Genomic DNA, 26806 nt, shown 5'->3' on the forward strand with positions numbered 1-26806 from the left:
GGGGATGGATACTTTGAATGAGTTAGTTAATAGTTGGGTGCCAAATGGTGGATTGAGTCTTGAACAAAATGCTCTATCTGCTACGAAAAATCTTAAGAATTCATTAGTAGTTGCTGGACCTGGAGCTGGTAAGACAGAATTATTAGCGCAAAAAGCTTGCTTTCTTTTAGAGACTAATAGCTGTCCAAAGCCAAAACGAATATTAGCCATTAGTTTTAAAAAAGATGCTGCAGTAAATTTAAAAGAAAGAGTTAATTTAAGGGTTGCTTCAGAATTAGCTGTTCGATTCAATTCCAAAACATTCGATTCATTTGCTAAAAATATATTAGACAGCTTTATTTCTGCATTACCTATAGAATACAGACCGAATTTAAACTATAGTCTTTTCGACAAAAGTAATAATGACATTGTAAAAGCATATGCTAAATTTGGTATTTTTCAACGTAAGGGAATGAAAAGAAATGAATTTGTTAATGTATTATTAAAGCACTTAAATAGTCAACCTCTTCCTATAAAAAATGATGAGTTGTTGAAAAATGTATGGAACTACTTATTGAAAGGTAATGAAGAGAGCTCTGCAAGACTTAACTTTCCAATGATTTGCCAATTGTCTATATACATTTTAAATACCAATCCTTTGATTTTAAAATCACTACAAAAAACTTATAGTCATGTTTTTTTAGATGAATTTCAAGATACAACTACTCTTCAATATGACTTAGTTAAAACTTGCTTTATAAGTTCATCTATTTCACTCACTGCTGTAGGAGATCATAGACAAAGGATTATGGTATGGGCGGGTGCCAAGAAAGACATCTTTGAATGTTATAAAAAAGATTTTTCTGCAACGCCATATAATTTAATTATGAACCATAGATCAGCTCCTAGATTATTAGAAATACAAAAAGTTGTGAATAATTATTTGCAAGATCAACCATTTACTCCTATTCCAAATTCAAGATGGTCAACTGAAGATGGGATATCAGAAATATGGTATTTTGAAAATTCTCAAAAGGAAGCTCAAATTGTTGCAACTAAGATTAATGAACTAATCTATTCCTTAGAAACACCATATAATGAGATTTGTATTATTGTTAAACAAACTGTAGATAAATATTCTCAGGATATAATTAGTGAGTTGGAAAACTATAATATAGTAGCTAGGAATGAAACTTTATTTCAGGATTTACTAAAAGAAGAATTAATAATTTTATTAATCAACACTTTAAAATCAGCAATAGACGTAAAAAACAGTGATGCTTGGATAAAAATATGGGACATCAAGATGGAATTAGCAGGAGTAAAAGGTTCCATAATAAATCAAACAATCAATCACCTTTTATTTGACTTCAAGATGTTTTTAAATAAGGTCAAAGATGAATTAGATAAACTTAGTGAACTAGAAGGATTTAGAAAAATCCTCCTAGACATTATGGATTATTATAGGGTAGATAAAATTAGAAAATTCTATCCTCAATATTCACAGGGAGAATATCTTAATCAAGTACGAGATAGCCTAGTAGATTATTTATTTGCCTTTTATCAAAAAACAGGGAGTTGGAAAGAAGCAATTGATAGTTTCGAGGGGCGCTTTTCTATTCCTATTATGACAATCCATAAAAGTAAGGGTCTAGAATATGAAGCAGTATTTTTTGTAGGGTTTGATGACAACGCATTTTGGACTTATTCAAACCAAGAAGAAGAAGACACTTGTACGTTCTTTGTAGGCTTATCTAGAGCTAAGAAATATCTTTATTTTACTTTTTCAAAACTTAGAGATAATGATTTTTGTCAAAATACGAACATATCACCACTTTATGATATGTTAAGAGCATCCAAAACAGTAGACGAATTGACCTTTTAATAATTTAAAACCTTGATACCGATAAACCTCATTTAGATGCATTAAGGGGAGCCTTATCATAAGTGAGTGAGGTTTTATAATTGATTAAAGAAAAAACAAATTATAAGTTGTGCCTTTTGATACAAACTAAGCAGATGTCTAGTTGAAATCTAATTTTGTCAATGAAAAACTCTTCATTTTAAAAATGAAATACACAAATGCAACATATAATTCAAGTTTTCTATATATAGATAATGACGGGGGATAGTATGAACGGAAGGAAAGACATTTTAAATGCTTGGATTACGATAGAGCAACTATCAGAAGGTTCTATTAATAAAAAAGATAAAGCTCTAAAGCCTTTACATACAGTGGAGAAGGACTGGAGTAAGTTTTTTTTAGACTTTTTAACTAAACAAAAAGAACAGCAAAGTGTATCAGATAAGTTCTTCAAGAAGTCGGGCTTAGTATTATATTTTGATATATTCAATTTTCAAGAGATTGTTGACATATTGAGGGAGAAATATAAGATCGCTAAAACCTACGAAGAAGTTAGTAACTCTGACAAATTCACCTTCTCTGTATATTTTGATAACCAGTTAAATTTTATAGCAGACAAATTGTTCTATACGATGAGCGGTTATATCCGCCGACATGGCGATTTACCGAAAGATATTTTAGAAGTTGAAAACTCATTTAGAGAAGACTTGAACAGGAAATTTAATGAGGATTTTAATACCACATTTTCTGAACTCTTACAAAATTATAATGTTACTGCAGAAAATTTCCGCTATGCATTTGTGAAAAATTTGGATAATGGGGATGTGAATCTACATTCGTTTTTTATTGGCGATCTGAACAAGGCAAAGACAATCACTAATAAAAATTTGGATAGATATTTTAATGGCTTTTCTGGATATAGAAAAAATTTAGATGGTAAAAAAGAATCTACTCATTTTAATTCACATGTTTTCGAGATGATTTTGCAACCTAAATTTTATCCGTTGGGACGTTTCCCAAGTAATCCTGATTTTGCGCTTTCATTCATGCAACAGGTTGCGGTAAATCTTGCTTTAAATGATGAAAATGATATTCGTAGTGTCAATGGACCGCCAGGAACAGGGAAAACAACACTGTTAAAAGATATTTTCGCTGATTTAGTAGTGCAACAGGCAGTGGAAATTTTACAGCTGTCTGATAAAAATATTCAAGGTAGTCTAGTTTATTGGCAGAATGCCAAACTTGGTGTTTTACCGGATTCCATTTCAGATAAGAATATTATTGTAGCAAGTTCAAACAATGGGGCAGTCCAAAACATTGTTAAGGAGCTACCAAAGAAAGAAAAGATTGCTGACGATTTTCAAAAGCAACTAGAGGAAACGAATTATTTTAAAGATGTTTCTAATTCTAAATTAACCGGTGAAGGTTTCGGAAAGAATCGCAAGATAAAAAGTGAGCTTTTAAATGAGGATAATTGGGGTACATTTTCGTTGGAAGGCGGAGCGTCAACAAATATTAACAAGTTACTTTTAACCATTGAAGTAATTGAAAAAGATTTAGAAGAAAATTATGAAGCGAGTACAGATGTAAGTGTATATCAAGAATTCTTGCGTCTCTATGATGAAATAAAAAGTGAAAGAGAAAAAATTCAAGAATATAGCGAGAAAATGTATTCTCTTCAAAAATTTAAAACCAAGCATAAGGAGCAAACCATTGCTTTTGAACAAGAAGTAACAGAGAAACGAGCAAATTTGATTTCACAAGAGGAAGAAGCGCAGCGTGAACTTGAAAGGCTGAGACAAGAAAGCGTAAATCTCCAAAAAAAGTTATCGGATTGTTCCATTGAAATCAAAAATTTGAATGATTTACAAGCTCAAGCTCAACGGAATTATGATGTAGTTACTTCACAAAAGCCAAGTTTTTTATGGTTTCAGAAAATATTTAATAAATCAAAAGTTGAGCGGTATTTCAAAAATCTCAATAATACGAATGCCCATTTAAATCATCTTTCTCAACAAAAGACTAAATTGCTAAATGAGCGCATGAAATTCGAAAATGCACTAAAGGTAAATGCTGTTAAAATCGAAAATACTCGGCAACAAATTCAGGACACAAAAGCTGATTTCAAACAATGGATCACTACTCAACAAAATAATTTTAAGAAATTGGAACAAGAAATTGCGTTATTGGAAAAACACAAATTTCAAAGTGGAATAGAAGAACTAGATTTCTCACTATCATATGATGAACTTCAAAAGTCTAATCCATGGTTTACCAAGCGCTTTCGTATTTTACAATCAGAATTATTTATTTCAGCCTTAAAGGTTAGAAAGCAATTCCTGTATGAAAACAGAAAGAATTTGAAAGCGGCAAGAATTATTTGGAATAAACAGTCCGAATACATTGGAAAAGAGAATGGACATCAGTTAATTTCAGAATCATGGCAATGGTTGAATTTCGCTATCCCTGTTGTCAGTACTACTTTTGCCAGCTTTGGCAGGATGTTTAAAAACCTTAATGAAAACTCAATAGGTAACTTATTCATAGATGAGGCAGGTCAAGCACTACCGCAGGCAAGTGTTGGCGCAATTTTTAGAAGTAAAAAGGTTATGGTGGTTGGGGATCCATCACAAATAAAACCAGTATTGACGTTAGATTCAAATGTTCTGACATTGATTGGAAGATATTATAAAGTTGATGAAAAATTTGTCTCTGCTGATGCTTCTACTCAAACGATTGTGGATGCTGCAAGTCAGTATGGTTTTCAAAAAAATGAGGATGAATGGATTGGCATACCACTTTGGGTGCACAGACGTTCAAATTATCCGATGTTTACGATTTCAAATGAAATCTCGTATGATGGGTTGATGGTACAAGGTAAATCAGAAGATGAGTCACAAGGAAAATCACAATGGTATGATTCAACCGGAAAAGCAAATGACAAATTTGTTAAAGAACAAGCTGACTTACTGAAAAGTCTGATTGATAATCGTTTGCAGGAAAATCCAGACTTAGCTGAAGAAATCTATGTTATATCTCCATTTAGAAATGTGGCTTATAAACTTGCACAAGTTTTAGATAAAATTAACTTTACGAAACGCGAAAATGGGAAAAAAACAAACATCGGAACTGTCCATACTTTTCAAGGAAAAGAAGCAAAAATTGTCTATTTTGTTCTTGGAGCGGACACTAATAGCAGTGGAGCAGCAAGATGGGCTGTTTCTGATCCAAATATGATGAATGTTGCAGCTACACGAGCTAAAGAAGAATTTTATGTTATTGGCGATAAGAAATTGTATGCCTCACTTGGAAGTGAAGTGGCAAATAAAACAATTTCGATTATTGAAGACTATAACAGGTAATCAGCGGTAGTATTCTAGTGAAATGTAACTGGCCTAAAGTCCTTAAAATACCCTTTTTATAGTGATATAGAAAAGTACGAAGAAACGTATGGTAGTCATCTGCCAAATTAAAATGAAATGGACAATATCATTTTTAATACTAACCAAGAGTAAACTCTATTGTTGAACCGCTTTAAATCATAAAGGTAAACATACATTTTTAATTATCATCGAGTCGACAATTACTGTATTACAAAGATTCATTTTAAGATTATTTTCTCGCTTAAACTAAACTTCCGCTCAAACATAATGTTCAAAACCTAAGCTTCCTTTACCTGCTCTCAAGGTACAATAGAGAATAATAGCCTGGTTTCTCCTTAAAGAATTCATTAAGATATGACTTTTTATTTTCTACACATGGTAAAAGAAGCAACCTACTGTTGCTTCTCTTTCACCATCTTAATAAAGAGAAAGAAGACAATGAATACAATAAAATAATTCAATGGATTCTTAACGATGCTTATCTCCAGCGAAATCTGTAAGAGTATCCAGAGAATGAAGATGGCTAGTATTGAAGGAATGATGATTTTGTACATGTCGACCACCTTCCATAGTTAGTAAAAGAAAGGGGCGCGGGCCCCTTTTTTTTCATGATTAAAAGCAAGATGCGGCAGCTCCCGTCATTGCACCGCCAACAGCGCCGGTAATTGCTCCGACAGCACCCGCTCCTACTGTTCCGATGCCGGGTATTGTGACTGTGCCTACAGCAGCTCCTGCAAGACCCAGTGTGCCGCCGCCAGTTACCGCACCGCCGCCAGTACCTAGAATACATTTCCCGACTGATTGGGTGCTGATTGACCCGCTCGTTTTTCCAGCGTCCTTGTTCACTACTTTGACTAAAACGCCATTTTTGATTTTTTCATATTTCAGTGTAACGGGGTCACCATTTTTGTCAGCAGAGCTTTTCGGAAGAGCCTGCTCCTCGCCCGTTATGTTGTCTTTTAGGGTTGCATTGCCTTTAAAGTCAATTTGAACATCTGCATGATTGAACGTCATCTTCAGCTCACTGTCGTTGAGGTTTTCAACTTTGTATGTAGCTTGGGATTCTGCGGCAGCCGCAGCATGGGGTAAAACCGGGAGGGCAAAGGCACCTGCTAGGAATACCAAGGCTGCCAGTTTCACTGCGGTTAGCTTCATTCTGCTTTGCATCATTGATCCTCCTCCTTTGGTTGCCATACTAACAAAGGCATTCTGCTTGTTAAACCCTTACCATATAAAATGATAAAAAATTCACCCAATTTCATCACATTAACCAACAAGGTTTGTATGTTTCCCTTCGAAAGTCATAGGAGAGCAGGGTTCATATCTGATGCGAAGTTATCAAGGAGGATAGAAACCGTAAAGAAGAGCTCAGAGAAGCACCTTTATTGCGAACAACAGCTTCTTCCGCATTTTCCACACGACAGTATAAATCCCTTTCCGTCACGGAAACCTAGTGGAAAAGGTTTCTGAAAGGAGGGGGCGTATGATGAAAAGTGAAAAAATTCAAAACAAAACATCTTTGGTTTGGAAGATGGCGATTGCATCTGCTGTTTCTTGGGAAGCGGCAAAACTGGCGGGCTCTGATCACCCCTATTTAGCGCCTCTGTCTGTTATCTTATGTTTGCAGCCAACGATAGATCAGTCGATTCGTTTTTCTTTTCATCGTATTGCGGGAACTGCGATTGGGATCATGCTAACGTCCTTTCTTGTCAGTCACTTGCCAATGAATGGCTGGATGCTGGGGCTGTTCCTGTTAGGCGGTACTTACATAGCGAAGTGGTTGCGAATAGATGTAACGGTTCTGCATCAGGTAGCGCTCACCATTTTATTGGTCTTTACGTTTGAACGAAACTCTAAAGATTATGCATTCGACCGAATCATCGATACGGTGATCGGCGTCATCATCGCGATTCTGGTTCACATGTTCCTGTTTCCGCCGGATTACACAAAAAAGGCAGCGGACTCTTTTCAAACATTGGCCCGTCAGCTTTCCGGCACACTTTCAGACCTTTCCAAATGGGTGCAATCAGAGTGGGGGCAAGGAAAAGGGAACCTTATGGAATATAAAATGAACCATCTTCTGCAGGAGCTGCATATGACAAAAGAGATGCTGCAAACAGCCTCTGACAGCTTAAAATTCAACCCCGTCAGAAAAAAACATAAAAACATCATTTCAAGCTATCAAATAGAGATGCAAAAGTTGAACGCCGGATTTGAGTATCTGTCAAATATAGTGAAAACGTTAAAAGAATGGGAAAAAGAAGGAGCTTTATCTTCAAGTGACAAAAGGGAGCTGGGGAATAATTTACAAGTGTTAAGTGAATATTTTGCGGGTTTTAAAGGCATACAGCAGGGTGAAACAGACAATCGGAAACAGAAGGAACAGAACGTGTTATTGGAATCTCTCCGCTCCGACATGCTGTCGCACCCGCCGCCCGGTCATAAGGTCTATAAAGACTCTTTTTTTTTAGAAACGAAGCAATTGCTGAAGCGTTTGTAATTTTTCTGGAAAAAGAGAATATGGATATACAGATATGATCAGGTAAAAGCGGGGGACATGAGATGGATGATATACACCGGATTTTGGATGTCATCGCCAATTCTAAGAAAGCTAAGGTACTGGCTACCATCATTCAAACAGAGGGGTCCGCTTATAAGAAAGAAGGGGCTTCGATGCTGATTTTAGGGGATAAAACAAGAGTCGGAATGTTATCCGCCGGTTGTCTGGAAGAAGATCTCGTTGAACGGGCAGAACAGGTCTGGGCTGCAGGACAGCCGTTGATTGTCCGCTTTGATATGAGCGCGGAAGACGATTTATCCTGGGGACAGGGCGTTGGCTGTAATGGTGTTTTGACGGTGTTGCTTGAGCCTGTAAAAGGAGAATTGGAACGAAATCTGATGACAGTCAAGACATGCTTAGATGAAAAAAAGTCTGTGACCCGAGTGAAACGATTCACTGAAACGTTAGAGCCGGAGGAAGATCTGTATATCGCTGAAGACGGCAGCGTGTTTGGAACCGGGGATGTGATGGAACAAGGCCGTATTCAAAAACTGAGACAGACGGAAAAGGGAATCAAAAGGGATGAACATACATCTGATTTGTTTTTTATCCATCAGATGGTGCCAAAACCTTGTTTATACGTCTTCGGAGCAGGAGAAGATGCGAGGCCGTTAGTTTCGTTGGCGGCTCGTGCGGGCTTTCGTGTGACGGTGATTGACTGGCGTCCCGCCTTATGTCATCACGGCCATTTTCCTGAAGCCGGCCATTTGATAACGGGAGCGCCGGAAGAAGTCATGGAAGGCCTGAGCATGACAAAAAGGGATTTTGTTGTCATTATGACGCACAGCTTTCAAAAAGATCAGATCATTTTACATACAATAAAAAACGAGAATATGTTTTATAAAGGCGTTTTAGGCCCCAGAAGGCGCACGGAGCGGCTGTTAGGCGGGGCAGAGATTCCGGCAGATATTCATTCCCCTATCGGCCTTCCCATCGGGGCACAAGGCCCTGAAGAGATTGCTGTAAGTATCGTCGGCGAGCTGATTAAAGAAATGCGAAAACAAAGGTCCCGCTTATGAAAACAGCAGCCATTTACCTGGCAGCCGGTACAAGCAGACGCATGGGGACGGATAAGCGAAGTTTATTTCTCAATGGCGTTTCCCTTGGAAGTATGGCTCTTAAACATGCCTTGTTATCTGAATTAGATCATATTTTCGTTATTACGGGAAAGGGAGATTCACTGCATTGGCTTTCGGATTTTTTCTTTTTAGATCCCATGTCAAATAAGTGGAGCCAGGCAGAATGTGAGCAGGCGGGTAAGGGCCAAAGCCATTCTATACAATGCGGTGTAAAAAAAGCGGCAGCGTACGAGGCTGACGCCGTTATCATTCTCCTTGCAGATCAGCCGTTTGTCACCGCAGATATCATCAATACGTTAATTGATTCCTATCAAAAAGAGCGCCGTTATTCATTTATCGCCGCTGAAAATCAGCATCTTCCTATGCCCCCCATTTTATTCTCCAATCAATGTTTTCCGGTATTGCATCAGTTAAAGGGAGATCGGGGCGCCCGGCATGTCATCCGTGAAAGTATGATCAATATGGGAAAAATGATCAGCTTTCAAGACCCTTTGCTTTTTTATGACGTCGATACAGTTGAAGATTATAGGCTGCTGCTGAATAAATTCGGGGAGTGAATGAGTTGGAGTATATCGGGAAGAGTGTCATTCGGAAAGAGGCCCTTGAAAAAGTGACGGGTAAAGCGAAATATACGGATGATTTTCAAGAAACAGGGACGTTGCACGCAAAAATGCTGACCAGTCCATATGCTCATGCCGATATTGTGTCGATGGACTTTTCAGAAGCTTGGAAGATTCCCGGTGTGAGAGCGATATTGGGTGACGAACCTTTTCCGCTTGCAGGTGAGGAAATTAAAGACAGATCGCCGATTGCTTACAAAAGGGTCAGATACCATGGTGAGCCGGTTGCTGTTGTTGTTGCGGAAAATCCGATTACAGCTAAAAAGGCCGCGGATGCCATCAAAGTATCCTATAAACCTCTTCCCGTCGTCAATTCCCCCCGTGAGGCCTTTCAAAAGGATGCGCCGCTCGTCCATGAACATGCGGACCGCTATGAGAAGACAAAAGGTGTATTCCCGGTTCCGAAGACAAATATCGCAAACGTGGATAAGGTTAGAAAAGGAAATATTGAAGACGGATTTAGGGAAAGTCATGTGACAGCAGAATTCCAGATTTCCTTTAACCCTTCTGATCACGCTGCGATGGAGACAAGATGCTCGATCGCTGAAATTCGGGCGGATGAGGAGATTATCATTACCACATCCTCTCAAGCTCCTTTTGCCATTAAAAAATTAATGCAGTGGTATTTTGGAATTGAACCCGGAAAGGTTATCGTCAAAACGCCTTTAGTAGGCGGGGCGTACGGGGGAAAAGCAGCCGTTCAGTTAGAGGTGATTGCCTATTTGGCATCAAAAGCAGTCGGAGGCCGGCCCGTCAAATTGTTTAATACGAGAGAAGAGGATATGATCACATCTCCCGTTCATGTAGGATTGGATGCCATTGTCAAATTAGGGGCCACAAAGGATGGAATTTTAAAGGCGGCGGACATTCAGCTTTTATTTGATGGCGGAGCATACTCTGATAAAGGAGTGGACATCAGCCGGGCTGCGGTGGTTGATTGTACGGGTCCGTACGCTATCGACCATATATCGTGTGATTCATATTGTATGTATACGAATCATCCATATCCAAGTGCATTCAGGGGCTACAGCCATGCTGAAGTGTTATTTGCTTTTGAGCGGACGATGGATGTATTGGCGGAAAAGCTGAACATGGACCCGTTAGAACTCCGCTATAAAAATGCCATTCGCCCCGGTGACACCACACCGACTCAAGTTCTTCTCAATTCAAGCACGGTCGGAAATGTACCGAAATGTATTGAAAGATTGAAGGAATTAATGAATTGGGACGAGGGACAGCGAATTGAAATCGACGGCCGGAAGATACGGGCGAAGGGGATCAGCTGTATTTGGAAAACCTCAACATTTGATACAAATGCAACGTCCGGGGTGATTTTAACCTTTAATCCTGATGGAAGCATTAATTTGATGTCAGGGGTAGTGGAAATTGGAACAGGGACAAAAACAGTGCTAGCCCAAATCTTAGCAGAACGAATGAAAATGGATATAAGCAAAATTCACGTGAAAATGCTTGTAGATACCCAAACAACGCCCGAGCATTGGAAAACCGTGGGGAGCAGAGGGACGTTAATGGCCGGAAGAGCCGTACTGAATGCAGCGGAAGAAGCCATTCGAAAGCTTAAGGAAGTGGCATCATGCGTGTTGCGGGTTCCTGTCGAGGAATTGGAAGTGGCAGACGGAAAAGTTTATTTTATAGATCATCCTGCTGTACATGTTGACATAAAAGACATTGCTTACGGATACACGTTTCCAAATGGAAATACCATTGGCGGCCAAATCATTGCGAGCGGCAATTATACATTAACCCGGATGACGAATTTAGACCGGGAAACGGGAAGAGGAAAGCCGGGACCCGAGTGGGCTGTCGGTGCTCAGGGAATTGAAGTTGAGTTGGATAAACGGGATTATACGTATCGGATTACAAAAGCCTATTCTGTTGTGGATATAGGAACTGTACTGAATGAAAAAGCTGCAAGGGGTCAAGTGATGGGGGGGATGAGTATGGGAATCGCATTCGGAGGAAGAGAAACCTTTGTCTTTGATTCATATGGCAGAGTATTAAATCCTCAGCTTAGAACATACCGCCCCCTTCACTATGGAGAGCAGCCTGAATATATCATTGAATTTGTTGAAACCCCGCATGAGATTGCGCCTTATGGAGCGCGCGGCGGCGGGGAACACGGACTGCTGGGGATGCCGGCCGCATTGGGAAATTGCCTTTCCGCCGCTTTAGGTGTCCAATTGAATCAACTTCCTCTCATTCCCGAACAATTATGGAGGACGCAAGAGGGGTGGAAAGATGATACCGTTTGATTTTGATTATTTTAAACCGAAGACCATTCAAGAAACAATCAATCTATTTCACTCGCTTGCGGCTGAAAAGAAAACACCGATGTATTATTCCGGCGGCACGGAAATTATCACGTTAGGAAGGCTGAATATCGTCTATACGGATGCGGTGATAGATATGAACGCGCTTCCGGAATTTCACGCCATCCGTTTTTATGAACGTTATCTGGTGATCGGAGCGGGCGTGTCATTAACGAAACTGGAGGAAGAAAATCCATTTCCGCTATTAAGTAAAACGGTAAGTGAAATAGCCGATCGGACGACTCGAAATAAGATCAGCCTGGGCGGAAACATTTGCGGGGGCATCTACTACCGTGAGGCCGTGCTGCCGTTGTTGATTTCTGATAGTTTGCTAGGGATTGCAGGGAGAGCGGGGATTCATTACCATCCTATAAATAAAGTATTTAACAAGGAAATACAATTGCGAAAAGGAGATTTTCTATTTCATATCGTTGTCGATCGAGCGTACGTTGACCTGCCGTTTGTCAGTATCAAAAGAAGACAGCAGTGGAATGTCGGATATCCATTGGTGACAGTCTGTGCGCTGAAAAAAGATGATGAGATCAGAATGGCCTTCAGCGGCGTATGTCCATTTCCGTTTCGTTCTGCTGAAATGGAGGCTGTGCTTAACGATAAAAGCTATTCATTAGAAGATAGAGCGCGCAGGTCTTTACAGTATGTACCCAAACCCGTTCTTGATGATGCGGAAGGCTCAAGTGAATACCGAATATTTGTCTTGCAACATACAATTTTAGATGCCTTACGGGAATTAGAAGGAGGTCCAAATGTCTGATCTTATTACGTTGAAAGTAAATGGCGAGGAAAGACAGATGACGGTCAGACCGGCTGATACTTTGTTATTTGCTCTTCGTCTTCGTCTCGGATTAACTGGTGCAAAACCGGGCTGCTTAAATGGGGATTGCGGCGCCTGTACGGTATTAACGGACGGGGTACCGATGAAATCTTGCTTAATGCTTGCGGCAGAAGGGGAAGGAAAGGACATTACGACAATTGAAGGACTGATCAATACGCCGATTCAAAAGGCTTTTATTGAAAAATTCGCGTTTCAATGCGGTTATTGCACACCGGGTTTTCTCATGAATTGTCATGCTTTAGTGAATACTGAGCCGAATGCAAGTGATGACACGATAAAAAATTGGCTGGAGTCCAATATTTGCAGATGTACGGGTTACAGGGAGATTGAAGAAGCGGTTAAATCCGTTTTACATACAGGGAAAGGGACTTCTTAGTTCGCTACCGTAAACAAAGAGCCCAGAGAATTATCTCTGAACTCCATATTCTTCACTTCATATAACGATACTCCCGCAGTTTCTCCAAAATCGCCACTTCTTTCAGCAGTTCTTCACCGACGTTTGTTTCTTTCACTTTCTTCCGCTCCAGCTCTTTGTCGACTAATCGTTTCACCGTTAAGACGTCGGTTCCGGTGCTCAGCACTTCGGCCTTGGAGTTAAAGTGTTTATGGGCGACGAGCTGCATGCCGTAGGAATTGTATAAGAGCGTGTAGCCGGCGATGCCTGTTGTGGATTGGTAGGCTTTGGAGAAGCCGCCGTCGATGACGATCATTTTTCCGTTTGCCTTGATCGGATTTTCGCCTTCGATTTCTTTTACCGGTGTATGGCCGTTGATGATATGGCCGTGATCCGGATTGAGGCCGAATTCCTTCAGGATGTTTCGGCAGGCTGCTTCGTCTTCACGCAAATAGTAATACGGGTTTTTCTTTTCTTTATGCGTTTCCTTCTCTTTAATGAAATACCGCTCAAAGGTTGTCATGGCCCGTTTTCCGAAGAGGGAGGAGTATTCGCCTGTCCATAAGTACCACGTCATATCCGTCGCCAGATCATCGGTTTCTTCCGGATGGGCAAACGCTTCACGTAAGAACCGTTCAAATACATCGAGCAGCTCACGGCCCGCATAAGCTTTATCCTCTATCATCATCGTTTCCATGCTGCCGTTTTCATCGACGGGAATACAGCCGTGAATCAGCAGGTTGCCGTTATATTTTAAATAAAGGCTGCCTTTTTTCATCATAAAATTCATATGGCGGCCCAGCTTTTCGGAGTTCTGAACAGAGAACAGCAGCTTGTCCATGACTTCTGCTTCTTCTTCTAACAGCTCATCAGGCTGTTTGGGATTCACCGTCGCAAAGCAGGTGTTTTCCAGTTGATACGTTTTTCCGTTCAGCGTGATTTCATTGCGGTCATAATCGATCTTTTCCAGTAACAGCCGTTCCTCCATATTAAAGTTCGGCCGTCTCTTAATAATCGGGCTCTCAAGCTTGAATTGGATCATCGCGATCGCCTGATGAATTTTTGTGATTTGTTTAATCTCATCTTCCGGTCTGTTTTCGTCAGCTTTCGGACGGAAAGACGGGTTATCATCGTAATATTTTTCGGCAAGGTTCAATAGCGGTCTCAGATTGATGCCGTAAACGTCTTCAATAATATCCAGATTGTCATAGCGGGCACAGATGCGGATAATATTTGCCAGGCATACTTTTGAGCCGGAATAAGCGCCTATCCAGAGAACATCATGATTCCCCCATTGAATATCCACTGAATGATAGTTGATCAGTTCTTCCATGATTTTATCCGGCTGCGGTCCGCGGTCGTAAATATCGCCGACCACATGCAGATGGTCGACCACCAATCGCTGCGTGCTGTAGGCAAGACCGGTGATCAGCTTATCGGCCTGGCCGAGCGCAATGATCTGTTCTATGATTTCGGAGTAGTATTGTTCCTTGTTGGCGGCTTGTTCTGTTTTGTACAGCAGCTCTTCGGAAATATAAGCAAATTGGGCGGGCAGTGCTTTGCGCAATTTGGATCGGGTGTACTTGGAAGAACAATAAGAAACGAGCTTAATCATCCGATGAATCGTTTCTTTATACCACTCGTTTAATGCCTCTTTCGTATCAAAGCCATGTTTGATCAGCTTCAGTTTGTCTTCCGGGTAATAGACCAAAGCCGCCAACTCATCAATTTCTCTATCGTAAATGACGCCGCTGAAAATATCGCGGATCTTCTCTTTTACTCTTCCTGAACCGTTCCGCAGCACGTGCTGGAATGCCTGGTACTCCCCGTGCAGATCACTGACGAAATGCTCGGTTCCTTTCGGCAGGTTCAGTATCGCTTTCAGATTAATGATTTCCGTGACCACTTTTTCTTCACAATCGTATTTTTGTGCGAGCAGATCTAAATATTTGGTTTCCAATCTCGTCCATCCCCTTTTTATTTACGAGCAATTGTATGATAAAGTGAATTTAAAGTATGACATAATGTTTAAATGATTAGACCTTATATGATAGTACCGCATAACGCCTTTTTGAGACAATGAAAACGGAAGATACGGCGCTTCAGGCATCAAAAATTGGACCGGGATAACGCTGTGAGCGTATACCCCTGTTGACAATGCATTCAACTTCCATTAAAATAAAAAGTTAGCTGATAGTTATTTCTATCGGAAACTCAATACGTAGCAGGCTATGATTGCTGTGGGTCGCACTACAGCAGGAGCGGCTTCTGGAGAGACCGCGGGTTTTCCGCGGCGCCGAAGGGTTCACAATCTCAGGCAAAAGGACAGAAGAGTACCGAATATGTATTTGTCATGCTGTTGATTGTCAGCGGCGCAAATATAATTTGATATTCTTATGACCATGAGATTGGAGGGCATCCAATCTCTTTTTTTATTGGCTTTTTTTGCTCATCGTTCACTAGAGAGGTAAGGAGGAGTCAGATGTGGAGCAGCGAGAGCTAAAGAGGGACTTATCGAATCGGCACGTGCAGCTGATCGCTATTGGCGGCACGATCGGTACCGGATTGTTTTTAGGGTCCGGTAAGGCGATTCAGCTGGCGGGTCCTTCTATCATCTTTGCGTATTTTATTGTAGGTATTGCGCTTTTTTTCGTCATGCGGGCGCTGGGAGAACTGCTGTTATCTAAAGCGGGGTACCAATCATTAACGGATATAGCCGAGGCGTATTTAGGACTGCGTGCAGCGTTTGTCACCGGCTGGACCTACTGGTTTTGCTGGATTATGACGGCTATGGCGGATGTGATCGCCGTCGGTGTGTATGTGAAATATTGGTTTGATATTCCGCAGTGGATTCCGGCACTTATCTGTTTGCTCATTTTATTAGGGCTTAATTTGTTAACGGTTAAGATTTTTGGAGAATTGGAGTTTTGGTTCGCCTTAATTAAGGTAGTCACGATTCTCGCGTTAATTGTCATCGGGGTGGTTCTGCTGGTGATTGGGTTCAAAACGCATACCGGAACGGTTTCAGCGGCGAATCTGTGGGAGCACGGCGGCTTGTTCCCGAACGGATTTTCAGGCTTTTTGCTTTCATTTCAGATGGTGATCTTCGCCTATGTCGGTGTGGAATTAGTGGGTGTGTCGGCGGCGGAAACGTCAAATCCGAAAAAAAATATTCCGTCCGCTATCAATAAAATTCCATTGCGGATTTTATTTTTCTACGTCGGGGCATTGATCATTCTTTTATGTATTAACCCGTGGATGCAGCTGAATGCAACGGAAAGTCCTTTTGTAAAGACCTTCAGTCTGGTCGGCATTCCGTTAGCCGCGGGAATCATTAATTTTGTCGTATTAACGTCTGCCGCTTCTGCTTGTAACAGCGGGATGTTTTCAACAAGCCGGATTCTGTATAACTTAAGCAAAACGAAACAGGCGCCGGCAAGTTTTGCGAAGCTGAATAAAAATCATGTGCCGAGCCGCGCGTTATGGATATCGGTTATTGTGCTGTCAGCGGGCGCTCTTTTAAGCAAATTGATACCGGAAGCAGCCTTTGGCATCGTGACAACCATCAGCGCGATTTGTTTCATTTGGGTGTGGGGTGTGATTCTTGTCTGTCATATCAGATACAGGAAAACCCGTCCGGACTTACACGCAAGCTCGTCTTTCAAGGCGCCGTTTGCGCCGTTTATCAATTACGCCGTGCTGGCGCTGTTTGCCTTCATTCTGGTGATTATGCTGTTTGCGGATGCGACGCGCCCGGCTTTGCTGCTGACGCCGCTGTGGTTTATTGGATTGTTTCTTATCTATCGGGCGAGAGGGAGAAAGACAGATTGAATTACTTCAGACGGTGTACTGCTATGCAGTATGCCGTTTTAATATAAAAAAAGCGCTATCCTGCCGTGTAAGCAGGGTAGCGCTTTTTACATTAATTCCGGATCAAATAATCAAATGCGCCTAAAGCGGCAGTTGCACCTGATCCCATGGAGATAATGATTTGGTTGTACGGGCCGTCTGTGCAGTCCCCTGCGGCAAATAGGCCGGGAACGCTTGTCGCGCCGCTCTTATCGACGATGATTTCGCCGATGCGGTTGCGTTCGACGGTTTCGTCTAACCATTCTGTATTAGGCACGAGACCGATTTGGACGAATACACCTTGGAGTTCAACGTGTTTTTCTTCGCCTGTTTCACGGTCAACGAACGTAATGCCGTTTACGTTTTGGTCGCCTGTGATTTCTTTCGTTTGTGCATTTTTGTGCACAGTGACGTTCGGCAGGCTGTAAAGACGTTTTTGCAGGACTTCGTCTGCTTTCAGTTCAGGCGCGAACTCCAGCACAGTCACGTGATTGACGATACCTGCAAGGTCAATCGCCGCTTCGATTCCGGAGTTTCCGCCGCCGATAACGGCTACGTCTTTGCCTTCAAATAATGGTCCGTCACAGTGCGGGCAGTATGCAACACCTTTGTTTTTGAACTCTTGCTCACCAGGTACGTTGACATTGCGCCAGCGGGCACCTGTTGAAAGGATCACTGTTTTACTTTTCAGTACAGCGCCGTTTTCAAGTTCAAGTTCGAAGAGGTCTTTTTTCTCAAGGCGTTTCGCGCGCTGAAGGTTCATGACGTCAATATCATAATCTTTCACGTGCTCTTCAAGGCTTGCAGCGAGCTTCGGTCCTTCAGTCGCTTTGACGCTGATGAAGTTTTCGATGCTCATGGTGTCGAGTACCTGGCCGCCGAAGCGTTCAGCGACGACACCGGTGCGGATGCCTTTACGCGCCGTGTAGATCGCCGCGCTTGCGCCGGCAGGTCCGCCGCCGACAACAAGAACGTCAAACGGCTCTTTGTCGGCAAACTCAGACGCATCTGCGCCGCTTCCCATTTTTGCGAGAATCTCTTCGATGGTCATACGGCCGCTTCCGAAAGATTCACCGTTTAAGAAAACAGTCGGAACAGCCATGATGTTTTTGCTTTCTACTTCTTCTTTGAATGCCGCGCCGTCAATCATTGTATGTGTGATATTCGGGTTGAGCACGCTCATCATGTTTAATGCTTGGACGACATCAGGGCAGTTGTGGCACGTCAGGCTGATATAAGACTCAAAGCGGTATTCTCCGCTGATGTTCTTAATCTGGTCAATGACCTTTTGATCAGCCTTAGGCGCTCTGCCGCTGACTTGAAGCAATGCCAGCACTAATGATGTAAATTCGTGGCCGAGAGGAACACCGGCGAATGTAACGCCTGTGTCTTCTCCGGTACGATTAACGCTGAAGCTCGGTGTTCTGTTTAATTCAGTTTTTTCAACTGAAATTTTAGATGACATGGAAGCCAGTTCGTCAACGAGAGCCAGCATGTCCTTAGAAGTGTCATCGTCACCGGCGCTTACTTTGAGAACAATGTCGTTCTCAATTAACTGCATGTATTGATTTAATTGTGCTTTGATATTTGCATCAAGTACCAATGGAATGCACTCCTTAGATTTTACCTACCAAATCAAGGCTAGGTGTAAGTGTTTCGCCGCCTTCTTCCCATTTAGCCGGGCAGACTTCACCTGGGTTTTGACGAACGTATTGAGCTGCTTTTACTTTGTTTACTAGGTTGCTTGCGTCACGGCCGATACCGCCTGCATTGATTTCAACTGTTTGGATAACGCCATCAGGATCGATGATGAATGTTCCGCGGTCAGCAAGACCAGTTTCTTCGTCAAGAACGTCGAAGTTGCGGGAGATCGTTTGAGATGGGTCACCGATCATTGCGTAAGTGATTTTGCCGATTTTTTCAGAGCTGTCATGCCAGCCTTTGTGTACGAAGTGAGTATCTGTAGAAACAGAGTATACTTCAACACCTAATTCTTTCAGTGCAGCGTATTGTCCTTGAAGATCTTCAAGTTCAGTCGGGCAAACGAAAGAGAAATCCGCTGGGTAGAAGCAGAAAACGCTCCATTGACCTTTCAAATCTTCGTTTGTTACATCGATGAATTCACCGTTTTTGAAAGCTTTTGCTTCGAATGGCAGTACTTCTTTTCCGATTAAAGACATAATATCTTCCTCCTGAAATGTGATTTGAAATATATTAAAAAGACAAAGCATTCACTTTATCTTTCAATAATAATTCTAATTATATATAGATTATTAAATAACATTTATTTTTTGTCAAGCTATATGGGGTATTATTTTCTGCTTTTTTTGCTTTAGACATTTAATAACGCCTGGTATAAGCGGTTTGGCGCTGTTTGTCATGTGTAGCGCCGGGCGAAAGGGGGATTCTCAATTGGTGAATCGAAACAGTAGGAATCAACCCCTCTATATGGCAGTATAAACCAAAGGGGGTATGATCATGCAAATAAATCACATTACTTTGTACAGTTGTGCGTTGGAGGAGACGAAACACTTCTATGAACGGGTGTTAGGTTTTCCTTTAATTGATGAGTCCGGTGATTCGTTTACCATCAAGGCGGGAGAAAGTGAGTTGGAATTCAGGCGCGCCGATTCTCACTCTCATCCGACGTATCATTTCGCGTTTAATATTCCGAATAATCGTTTTGATGAGGCGAAGGCGTGGATAAAGGATAAAGTCGTTTTTCAAACGGAAGATGGGGAGGATGAGGTGTATTTCACTCATATTCAGGCGCGTTCCTTTTATTTCAAAGATCCGTCCAACAATCTGGCGGAATTCATCGCGAGAGGCACATCGCCGGAAAGCGCGGAACGTTTTTCGATTGAGTCCGTCCTGAATATCGGCGAGGTGAATCTGACGGCTGCCGAGGTGGTATCGACGGGGAAGGAGCTGCAGCGTTTCGGTATACCGGTGAGAGACGGCGCGCCTCTTAAGGAAAACGGGTTTCATTTTATGGGTGATTACAATGATGGGGCGTTTTTACTTTTAGGGCCGAGCGGCCGCCGCTGGATTTTTTCTGATCAGCATGCGGAGTTCCATCCGCTGTCTGTCATTGTGAACGGGACGATCCGCATTGAGGCTGACGGAGAAGGCGGCATTGACATCAGGCGGGCACAGCCGTCATAAAAAAGCCCGGGCTCAAAAGGCCCGGACTTGGGGACATTATTTATAAACAACCCGGGTGCTGCACATGATGTCGTGCAGCGTTTTTTTCTCTCCGAAGGCACCCATGATGAATCCGATATAAAGAATGAGCTTGGATATGATATAGGCGAAAGCGCGTCCGAAGGCCTGGCCGATGGAAATGCGTCCGCCATCTTCATTGACGACCTTAAGGCCGAGCAATGCTTTTCCCAGGGTCCCCTGCATCTTTGAGGCTGTGAGCAGGCTGAAATATAAGATGCCGATCACAATAGAGCTCACAAGAATCGGAATGACGCCGAACACCAGAAAAGAGATGTTAAACTGATTTTCGGTCATGAAGGGGTCAGCCGCCGCAACGCCTGCCGCAAATAAAAAAGAGACCATAAATTGTATGATAAAAATCGGAATTCCTATGATGATTTGATCAATGACGTAAGCCAGAAACCGAATCCAAAATCCTGCCGGTCTTTCCATGTATCTTTTTCTCTCCCTTGCTTTAATCTGGAATATTATACGTAATCATTCCGGATTTTGCAACGGAGCTTAAGCTTCTGCGAGCAGCCTCTTTCCCCATGCCAAGCGTCCCATGATCAGCCCGAAAGCCAGAAGGGCAAACATGATGCCGCACCACATCAGCTGATGGATTCCCAAATGTGAAATAAACCAGCCGCCCGCCGCCGTTCCGATGGTGATGCCGAGGTTGGAAAAAGAGACAAACAGGCTGTTGCCGAATTCAGGCGCCTCCTTTGCTTCCGCAGTAAGCCATGTCTGGCTGACAATGAGACCGCCGGAATGAACGGCGCCCCATACGAAGACGAGGACAGCCATCGGCGCGAAAGACGTCCCAAACCCGTATATGAGCAAGTAGGCGGCTGTATAAAGAAGCGGAAACAGGATGACGGTCTTTTTCATATTTTTATATAACAAAGCACCGAAGACGAAATTCCCGGCTATCATAATCACCCCGAAACTCATCAGCATGAAGCTGACCCATGTGCCGATCATATGGGACACCCGCCCGAGGTACTCCGCAAAATAGCTGTAGACAGAAAACATGGCCGCAAAGAGACAGGTGACGGCAGCGATATTGAGCCACAAAGCCGGTTTGCGAAGAATGCCGAGCTGGCTTCTGAAAGACATTTTTTCTGTGACCGGCATGGATGGCAAAAAGAGAAGAATGCCCGTGAACGCGATGAGACTGATGATAGCGCCGAATAAGAAGGCGGCTTCAAGAGAGAGACGATCCGCCAGATAAGACGTGAAAGGCACGCCGAACGCAAAGCCGGCGGTGATGCCTGAAAAGACTTTCGTTACGGCTTTTCCGGATTGGCCGGCGGGGACAAGCCGGGCCGCGGCCGCAAGCGCTACAGAAAAGAACACCGGGTGGCATAAAGCCGGAATGATCCGAAACGCCAGCATGACACTGAAATGCGCCGTATACGCGTAGACCGCATTTGAAACGGCAAACATCAGCACCGCTAAAAGCAGAATGTATTTCCGGTTTATACCTGAAGCAAGCAAGGTCAAAAACGGTCCCGACACAGCGACGATGAACGCGAAAATACTGACAAGCCACCCCGCTTTTGAAGCAGAAATATGAAATCTGTCCGCCACTTGCGGAAGAACGCCGATAATGCCCATCTCGGTCGTGATAATCCCGAAAACCCCTAGTGCCAAAAATAGAATGAAGATGGAGCTGCTTTTTTTCATTGTTATGTATGCCTCCTTTTATTTAACTACATATATAGAAAAATAGATATGTTAGAACAAAAAAATCCCTCCTTTCATGGTTATAGCTGGTGCTGGACATAGTCAGCAAAGGCTTTAATTTGTTTTTCATTTCTTCTGTAATAGGTCCACTTTCCGATTCGTTCGGATTCCAGCAGGCCGGCTTTTTGCATCGTCAGCAGGTAGCTGGAGATGACGGACTGCGCAAGCCCTGACTTTGCCTGAATATCACCGACGCAAATTCCGGTGCGGAAACTGAGTCCCTGATCAAGATAAGGTCTTTCATCAAAATGGTCTTCCGGGTGTTTAAGCCACGTCATAATATCACTTCGTGTTTTGTTAGATAACGCTTTATGAATCAATATCGGTTCCATAACGTTTATTATATCTATTTTTCTGGATTTGTAAATTCGTTTTTGACAAAACATTCTCAAATTAAGTAAATATCGTGCTAAAATATAACATATTATCAGATTACCGGTAAAAAAGCCGGGTTATTGTCAGGAGGATATTCACATGAATCAAAAGAAAAAAGGTGCGGTTGCGGTGACCTTGCTTTCCGCTCTGATGTTTTGTTTATTGCCGGTCCTCGTCTCGCTTTCTCCGCTTGCAGAAACGGGGCCGAACGCGAATCGTTTTAATTCCGCGGGCATGTGGGCCGCCGTCGGTCAGATCCTTGTTATATATGCGGTCCCGCTCATTATGTATATTCTCGGTGTTCGTGGCATGAAAATCATCATGGCTGTTTTTTGCGGGATCGGGCTTATCATTTGCGCGGCTGTCTTGTTGGTGGCGTTATTGACCGCAATTTCCTTAGGGCAGGAGCTGTCTCTTTATTACGGTCTTTTCGTTTGGTCAGGCGCGGCTTTCATCGTCAATGTGGTGTGGTATATTGCCGCGTTTCGATCATCCCCGAAGCATCAGCAGGCTATGTGACATTTGTTCTATAAATCTACCGAAAATACAAATATTTCATAGGATGATTATGGTATGATGAAAGCGGTATAGCAGTTTTTAATAGAAACGGGAGGAACTGACATTGAAAAAAAAGACAGCTTCATTGCGAATGAAAACATTGGCGGCCGGCGCTGCGGTTGCTGCGGCTTTATCTGTGGGGGCGGTTTCTGATCTGCCGGGGGCAAAATGGCTGCATCCGGCGGCTGCTCAAGCCGCGGAAACGGTATTTAAACAAAATCATGCGGCATCCGGTTTCTTGGCGGGACGGTATGACGCGCAGGCGATGTCTCCGACGATGTTCAACTGGTCAAGGGAAAGCCGGTTTACAAGCACTGCCGATGGCGCGTTAAAATGGGAAAAGAATGTTCCGGCCACCCCTCAAAACGGTGCGGGAGCCGCGGTTGACGGGGACGGCACCGTATTTATTCAATCAAAAGACGGGAAGCTGACGGCGTATCATCCGGACGGTACTGTGAAATGGGTGACGGAAAACCTCGGGACGACCTATACGCTGACTCCGGTGCTCGGAACAAACGGTGTCATTTATCTTCCTTCTCACGATAAAAAACTGTATTTCATCGACAAAGAAACCGGAAACATTTTAACATCGGTTCCGCTGAGCGGAGCGCCGAGTTCCGATGCGGCTATCGGCTCTGACGGCACGCTGTATGTGTCGACGCTGGATAACTATATCTATGCGATTAAACCGACGTCGCCTTCGACATGGACGCAGAAGTGGAAATTTAAAACAAACGGCGTGGTCGGCTCCGCTCCCGTGTTAGCATCAAACGGCACTTTGTATACGGCAACGTACAATAATATCTTTTACGCGATCAATTCCGGAACGGGCCAAGTGAAATGGTCAAAAACGACGTCCAACGGGTTTAAAGGTTATCCGGTTATTGATAGAGACGGCACCGTTTACGCCGGAAACCAGGACGGCAACTTATACGCCTATACATCAACGGGTGCTGTAAAGTGGACGTTCCCGTTAAACGGTTTCTCCAGCTCTTCATTAGCGATCGACCATAACGGCAATGTGTACATCGGTTCGGGAAGCGGCGAGCTGTTTTCCATCAGCAAAACCGGTAATATGAACTGGTCTTTCTATACGGACGGGCCTGTGAGAACGGCGCCGCTGATTGATGCGGACGGCAATGTGTACTTCGGCTCTGACGATAAAAACGTCTATGCGGTTGACGCTGACGGTAATGAAAAATGGCGCTATCAAACAGACAGCAATGTCATTTCCTCCCCGGTTCTGGCTGAAGACGGCACGCTCTACGTCGGCACTTATACGAAACTGCTCGCATTCGGGGCAAAAAAATAATAAAAAAGAATCCGCGCACGCGGATTCTTTTTTTTATTTAGAGGCTTGAATGAATACGCCTTTTTCATGAGAGAATTCTTTAAAACCGTACACACCGTGATATGAACCGATCCCGCTCGTATTGACACCGCCGAACGGAAGGTTGACGTCAGTGAAATGAACGACGACATCATTGACAGAAGCATTGCCGGACGTCGTATGCTGCAGAACATAATCGATCAGCTCCTGATTATGGCTGAATACATACAAGGCAAGCGGCTTGTCCCGTTCAGTGATGTAATCAACGGCTTCACTGATATCTTCGTAATTCATAATCGGCAGAATCGGTGCGAAGATTTCTTCCTGCATGATCTTCATATCAGGCGTGACGTTTGTCAGCACGGTCGGAGAAATCGTGCGGTCATGAGCATCGAATACGCCGCCGAACGCCGTTTTCGCCCCTTTTTCAATGGCATCATCATACAGGGCTTTGACACGGTTAAAGTTGCGGTCATTGACAATCTGCGTGAATTTGTTGCGGTCAACCGTATGATCATCCTCCATAAAACCTGCATTGACAATGGTCTGGAGAAGATCTGTAAAGGTGTCCTGTACATCTTCCTTCATAAGGAGATAGTCAGGGGCGATACATGTTTGCCCCGCATTGACAAATTTGCCGACGGCGATTTTTTTCGCCGCGTCCATCAAATCATAGCCGCTGTCGATGATCGTCGGGCTCTTTCCGCCAAGCTCAAGCGTGACGGACGACAAATGCTTCGCCGCTGCCGTCATGACGATTTTACCGACATTCGTGCTTCCGGTGAAGAAAATGTGGTCAAACGGCTGGTCGAGCAGTTCTGTCGCGACATCGACCTCACCTTCAAAAATGGCGACTTCTTCTTCGTGAAATGCCTCGCGAATAACTGTCGCGGCGATATGGCTCGTCTCCATCGTAAAATCGGACAGCTTCACAATCGCGCTGTTTCCCGCCGCAATGGCAGCCGCAAGCGGAGCCATCGTCAGCATAAAAGGATAATTCCATGGGCCGAGAATTAAGGTAAGGCCTTTTGGCTCGTACATTAATACGCCGTCAGCGTCGGGGCTGACGGATGAGCCGACGCGTTTCGGCGCCATCCAGGTGTCGAGATTGTTCATATTATCTTTAATCGCCTTGATCGTTCCCTGCGTTTCCGCTCTTTTCACCTCATGATAAGGCTTGCGGACGTCCCGTCTGATCGCCTCGATGATTTCTTCTTCATGTGCGGTGACGGCATCTAAAAAGCGCTGAAGCTTTTCTCTGCGCTGCCCGGCTGTTGAAGCACGCAGCGTTTTTTGATTTTTTTTCTGAAGCGCAAAGACGCGTTTGATGTCTGCTTTTATATGCTGATCCATCGGTTTTCCTCCTCTGGTTGCTTTTTTATTTCTTCAGGGCCTATTATAATGTGATGTGTTTTTGCGGCAAAGACAGCGTAAACGCATCTATACGTTACCGTACAAATTGCCGTGATCTGTCTAATGAAAGGAGTGTCTCTTATGCCGGATTCTATGACAAATGACATCAAACAAGCGCTTTTGGCCATGCTTGGAGAGCGGGATATCCGCCGTGTGACCATGAAGGACATCGCCGAACGGGCGCACGTGAGCCGGGGGACACTGTACCTTTATTACGAAGATAAATATGCGATTTTAGAGGATATAGAGGAAGAAATGAAAGACGGGCTGAGCGAAGCGCTGTATGATTCGCTGAAGAATAAAGATGTGCTTCATTTACAGGGCGGATGGCAAAAAGTGCATCCGACACTGTCTTTTGTTGACCGGCACCGGGTGTTTTTTCAAACGATGATGGCTCGTCATAAAATGCCGTATTTTCACTTTCATGCTTTTTTAAAAGATGTGTTCCGGCATGATGTGCTGCTGTCACCAGTCAATGCGGATTTCTCACCGACTGAACAGGATATGTACATTCATTACCGCGCGTTATACACATATGCCATTGTGTTGTACTGGCTGAATGAGGAGCCCGGGGCATCCCCGGAAGAAATCAGCGGACAGGTGTGGGATTTGATTTCTCAAAAACGGTTTTACTGGCTGTTCGGCCGCCGGGTGCCGGAACAAGAAGAAAAAAAGCCCGCCGACCGCCGGGTGACAAGGACGAGGCAGGCCTTGCAAGAAGCCATGATCGGCTTAATGGCGGAAAAAAAAGAGTACGCGGCGATCACGATTTCCGATATTGCCCGTCAAAGCAACCTCCGCCGTGCCACTTTTTATGACCATTACGCCAACAAAGAAGCATTGCTGAAAACGATCATCCATCAATCATGCCGGGATCTGATCGGATTATTGACGGTAAAAGGAGACCCTGCCGACTGCTCCGTGGAAGAAGCGGAAGCCGCGCTCGTCCGGCTCTTTTCGGCGCTGTCCGGCGGCCTTCCGCTCGTTCATTTTCTGAGAGAGGGTTCAGGAGTGCCTGACGTCATCCCGGAAATGTTCAGAGCGCTGCAATCGTTTTATCTTCATCAGCCTCTGCACATTCAGGCGGGCAAAAAGCTCTATGCATACTATGTCGCGTCCATGCTCGTCGGTCTGATTCAATATCGTCTTCATGAAGGAAAAGACCACGCGCCGGATATGCTGGCCCGGGAGTTTCTGCAGTTTTTGGATGTGAAGAAGTATCGGGTGATTTTGCTGTGAGGATGATGAAAAAGAACTCAGCTGAAA

22 protein-coding genes and 1 riboswitch are annotated in these 26806 nt (G+C 43.6%); of the genes, 13 read left to right on the plus strand and 9 right to left on the minus strand.

What is annotated here, in order from left to right:
• Positions 1-4 precede the first annotated feature (4 nt).
• Together C5I45_RS00545 and C5I45_RS00550 are read left to right on the plus strand one after the other, a co-directional pair.
• Entirely contained in the window at positions 5-1864 is a 1860-nt protein-coding gene (locus C5I45_RS00545; RefSeq protein WP_107994158.1) for a UvrD-helicase domain-containing protein, read from the plus strand.
• 248 nt (positions 1865-2112) lie between these two features.
• Positions 2113-5205 carry a DEAD/DEAH box helicase gene (locus C5I45_RS00550; RefSeq protein ID WP_199907351.1) on the plus strand — a complete coding sequence of 1031 codons (3093 nt, stop codon included), beginning with the start codon at positions 2113-2115 and terminating at the stop codon, positions 5203-5205.
• Positions 5206-5618: 413 nt separating this feature from the next.
• Here C5I45_RS00550 and C5I45_RS00555 read toward each other — a convergent pair whose 3' ends face one another.
• Both C5I45_RS00555 and C5I45_RS00560 read right to left on the minus strand, forming a co-directional pair.
• Entirely contained in the window at positions 5619-5780 is a 162-nt protein-coding gene (locus C5I45_RS00555) for a hypothetical protein (RefSeq protein WP_004393168.1), read from the minus strand.
• Positions 5781-5838: 58 nt separating this feature from the next.
• Positions 5839-6393: a hypothetical protein gene (locus C5I45_RS00560; protein ID WP_032859581.1), complete on the minus strand. Its 555-nt coding sequence runs from the start codon at positions 6391-6393 to the stop codon at positions 5839-5841.
• Positions 6394-6709: 316 nt separating this feature from the next.
• Here C5I45_RS00560 and C5I45_RS00565 point away from each other — a divergent pair, with 316 nt between their 5' ends.
• The 6 genes from C5I45_RS00565 (at position 6710) to C5I45_RS00590 (ending at position 13044) form a co-directional block, all read left to right on the plus strand.
• Positions 6710-7726, plus strand: coding sequence for an FUSC family protein (locus tag C5I45_RS00565; RefSeq protein ID WP_107994159.1), 1017 nt, complete (start codon positions 6710-6712; stop codon positions 7724-7726).
• A gap of 62 nt (positions 7727-7788) precedes the next feature.
• Complete coding sequence (locus C5I45_RS00570; protein ID WP_095315520.1) at positions 7789-8805, plus strand: XdhC family protein; 1017 nt, start codon at positions 7789-7791, stop codon at positions 8803-8805.
• Positions 8802-9422, plus strand: coding sequence for an NTP transferase domain-containing protein (locus C5I45_RS00575; RefSeq protein ID WP_095315519.1), 621 nt, complete (start codon positions 8802-8804; stop codon positions 9420-9422). Before C5I45_RS00570 ends, C5I45_RS00575 begins: the two co-directional genes overlap by 4 nt.
• A 5-nt stretch (positions 9423-9427) precedes the next feature.
• The gene (locus C5I45_RS00580; RefSeq protein ID WP_107994160.1) at positions 9428-11758 is read left to right on the plus strand and encodes a xanthine dehydrogenase family protein molybdopterin-binding subunit; all 2331 of its coding nucleotides are present in this window, start codon (positions 9428-9430) and stop codon (positions 11756-11758) included.
• Positions 11745-12587 carry an FAD binding domain-containing protein gene (locus C5I45_RS00585; RefSeq protein WP_052586933.1) on the plus strand — a complete coding sequence of 281 codons (843 nt, stop codon included), beginning with the start codon at positions 11745-11747 and terminating at the stop codon, positions 12585-12587. The genes C5I45_RS00580 and C5I45_RS00585 overlap by 14 nt, the downstream gene beginning before the upstream one ends.
• Positions 12580-13044 (plus strand): (2Fe-2S)-binding protein, encoded by a 465-nt coding sequence (locus tag C5I45_RS00590; protein ID WP_044052762.1) that lies wholly within the window; start codon positions 12580-12582, stop codon positions 13042-13044. The genes C5I45_RS00585 and C5I45_RS00590 overlap by 8 nt, the downstream gene beginning before the upstream one ends.
• Before the next feature lie 52 nt (positions 13045-13096).
• Here C5I45_RS00590 and fbp read toward each other — a convergent pair whose 3' ends face one another.
• Positions 13097-15022, minus strand: a complete 1926-nt coding sequence (gene fbp, locus C5I45_RS00595; RefSeq protein WP_052586932.1) for a fructose-1,6-bisphosphatase — start codon at positions 15020-15022, stop codon at positions 13097-13099.
• 298 nt (positions 15023-15320) lie between these two features.
• Positions 15321-15401: riboswitch (glycine riboswitch) on the plus strand.
• Between the two features lie 145 nt (positions 15402-15546).
• Here fbp and C5I45_RS00600 point away from each other — a divergent pair.
• Positions 15547-16893, plus strand: a complete 1347-nt coding sequence (locus C5I45_RS00600) for an amino acid permease (RefSeq protein ID WP_060658651.1) — start codon at positions 15547-15549, stop codon at positions 16891-16893.
• Positions 16894-16984: 91 nt separating this feature from the next.
• Here C5I45_RS00600 and ahpF read toward each other — a convergent pair whose 3' ends face one another.
• On the minus strand, positions 16985-18514 hold the full coding sequence (gene ahpF / locus C5I45_RS00605) for an alkyl hydroperoxide reductase subunit F (protein WP_007614902.1): 1530 nt from the start codon (positions 18512-18514) through the stop codon (positions 16985-16987).
• A gap of 13 nt (positions 18515-18527) precedes the next feature.
• Complete coding sequence (ahpC, locus tag C5I45_RS00610; RefSeq protein WP_004393188.1) at positions 18528-19091, minus strand: alkyl hydroperoxide reductase subunit C; 564 nt, start codon at positions 19089-19091, stop codon at positions 18528-18530.
• Positions 19092-19389: 298 nt separating this feature from the next.
• On the opposite strand from ahpC, the gene C5I45_RS00615 reads away from it, so the two are divergent.
• On the plus strand, positions 19390-20076 hold the full coding sequence (locus C5I45_RS00615) for a VOC family protein (protein ID WP_043867578.1): 687 nt from the start codon (positions 19390-19392) through the stop codon (positions 20074-20076).
• A 36-nt stretch (positions 20077-20112) separates the two neighbouring features.
• On the opposite strand, the gene C5I45_RS00620 is transcribed toward C5I45_RS00615, so the two are convergent.
• The 3 genes from C5I45_RS00620 to C5I45_RS00630 form a co-directional block, all read right to left on the minus strand.
• A complete protein-coding gene (locus C5I45_RS00620) occupies positions 20113-20568 on the minus strand; it encodes an RDD family protein (RefSeq protein WP_043867577.1) in 456 nt (151 codons plus the stop codon).
• A 69-nt stretch (positions 20569-20637) separates the two neighbouring features.
• The gene (locus C5I45_RS00625) at positions 20638-21804 is read right to left on the minus strand and encodes an MFS transporter (RefSeq protein ID WP_004393191.1); all 1167 of its coding nucleotides are present in this window, start codon (positions 21802-21804) and stop codon (positions 20638-20640) included.
• Between the two features lie 80 nt (positions 21805-21884).
• Positions 21885-22196, minus strand: a complete 312-nt coding sequence (locus tag C5I45_RS00630; RefSeq protein ID WP_007407855.1) for an ArsR/SmtB family transcription factor — start codon at positions 22194-22196, stop codon at positions 21885-21887.
• A 142-nt stretch (positions 22197-22338) separates the two neighbouring features.
• Between C5I45_RS00630 and C5I45_RS00635 the strand changes: the two genes are divergently transcribed.
• Positions 22339-22758, plus strand: a complete 420-nt coding sequence (locus C5I45_RS00635; RefSeq protein ID WP_004393203.1) for a DUF5391 family protein — start codon at positions 22339-22341, stop codon at positions 22756-22758.
• A 130-nt stretch (positions 22759-22888) separates the two neighbouring features.
• Positions 22889-24109 (plus strand): outer membrane protein assembly factor BamB family protein, encoded by a 1221-nt coding sequence (locus C5I45_RS00640; protein ID WP_088005523.1) that lies wholly within the window; start codon positions 22889-22891, stop codon positions 24107-24109.
• 33 nt (positions 24110-24142) lie between these two features.
• Here the strand turns inward: C5I45_RS00640 and C5I45_RS00645 are convergent, their stop codons facing one another.
• The gene (locus tag C5I45_RS00645) at positions 24143-25480 is read right to left on the minus strand and encodes an aldehyde dehydrogenase family protein (protein WP_004393206.1); all 1338 of its coding nucleotides are present in this window, start codon (positions 25478-25480) and stop codon (positions 24143-24145) included.
• A 141-nt stretch (positions 25481-25621) separates the two neighbouring features.
• On the opposite strand from C5I45_RS00645, the gene C5I45_RS00650 reads away from it, so the two are divergent.
• Positions 25622-26779 (plus strand): TetR/AcrR family transcriptional regulator, encoded by a 1158-nt coding sequence (locus tag C5I45_RS00650; protein WP_107994161.1) that lies wholly within the window; start codon positions 25622-25624, stop codon positions 26777-26779.
• Positions 26780-26806: the final 27 nt, after the last annotated feature.

The organism is Bacillus sp. ZY-1-1 (assembly GCF_003047165.1).
Taxonomy (GTDB): Bacteria; Bacillota; Bacilli; order Bacillales; family Bacillaceae; genus Bacillus; species Bacillus velezensis.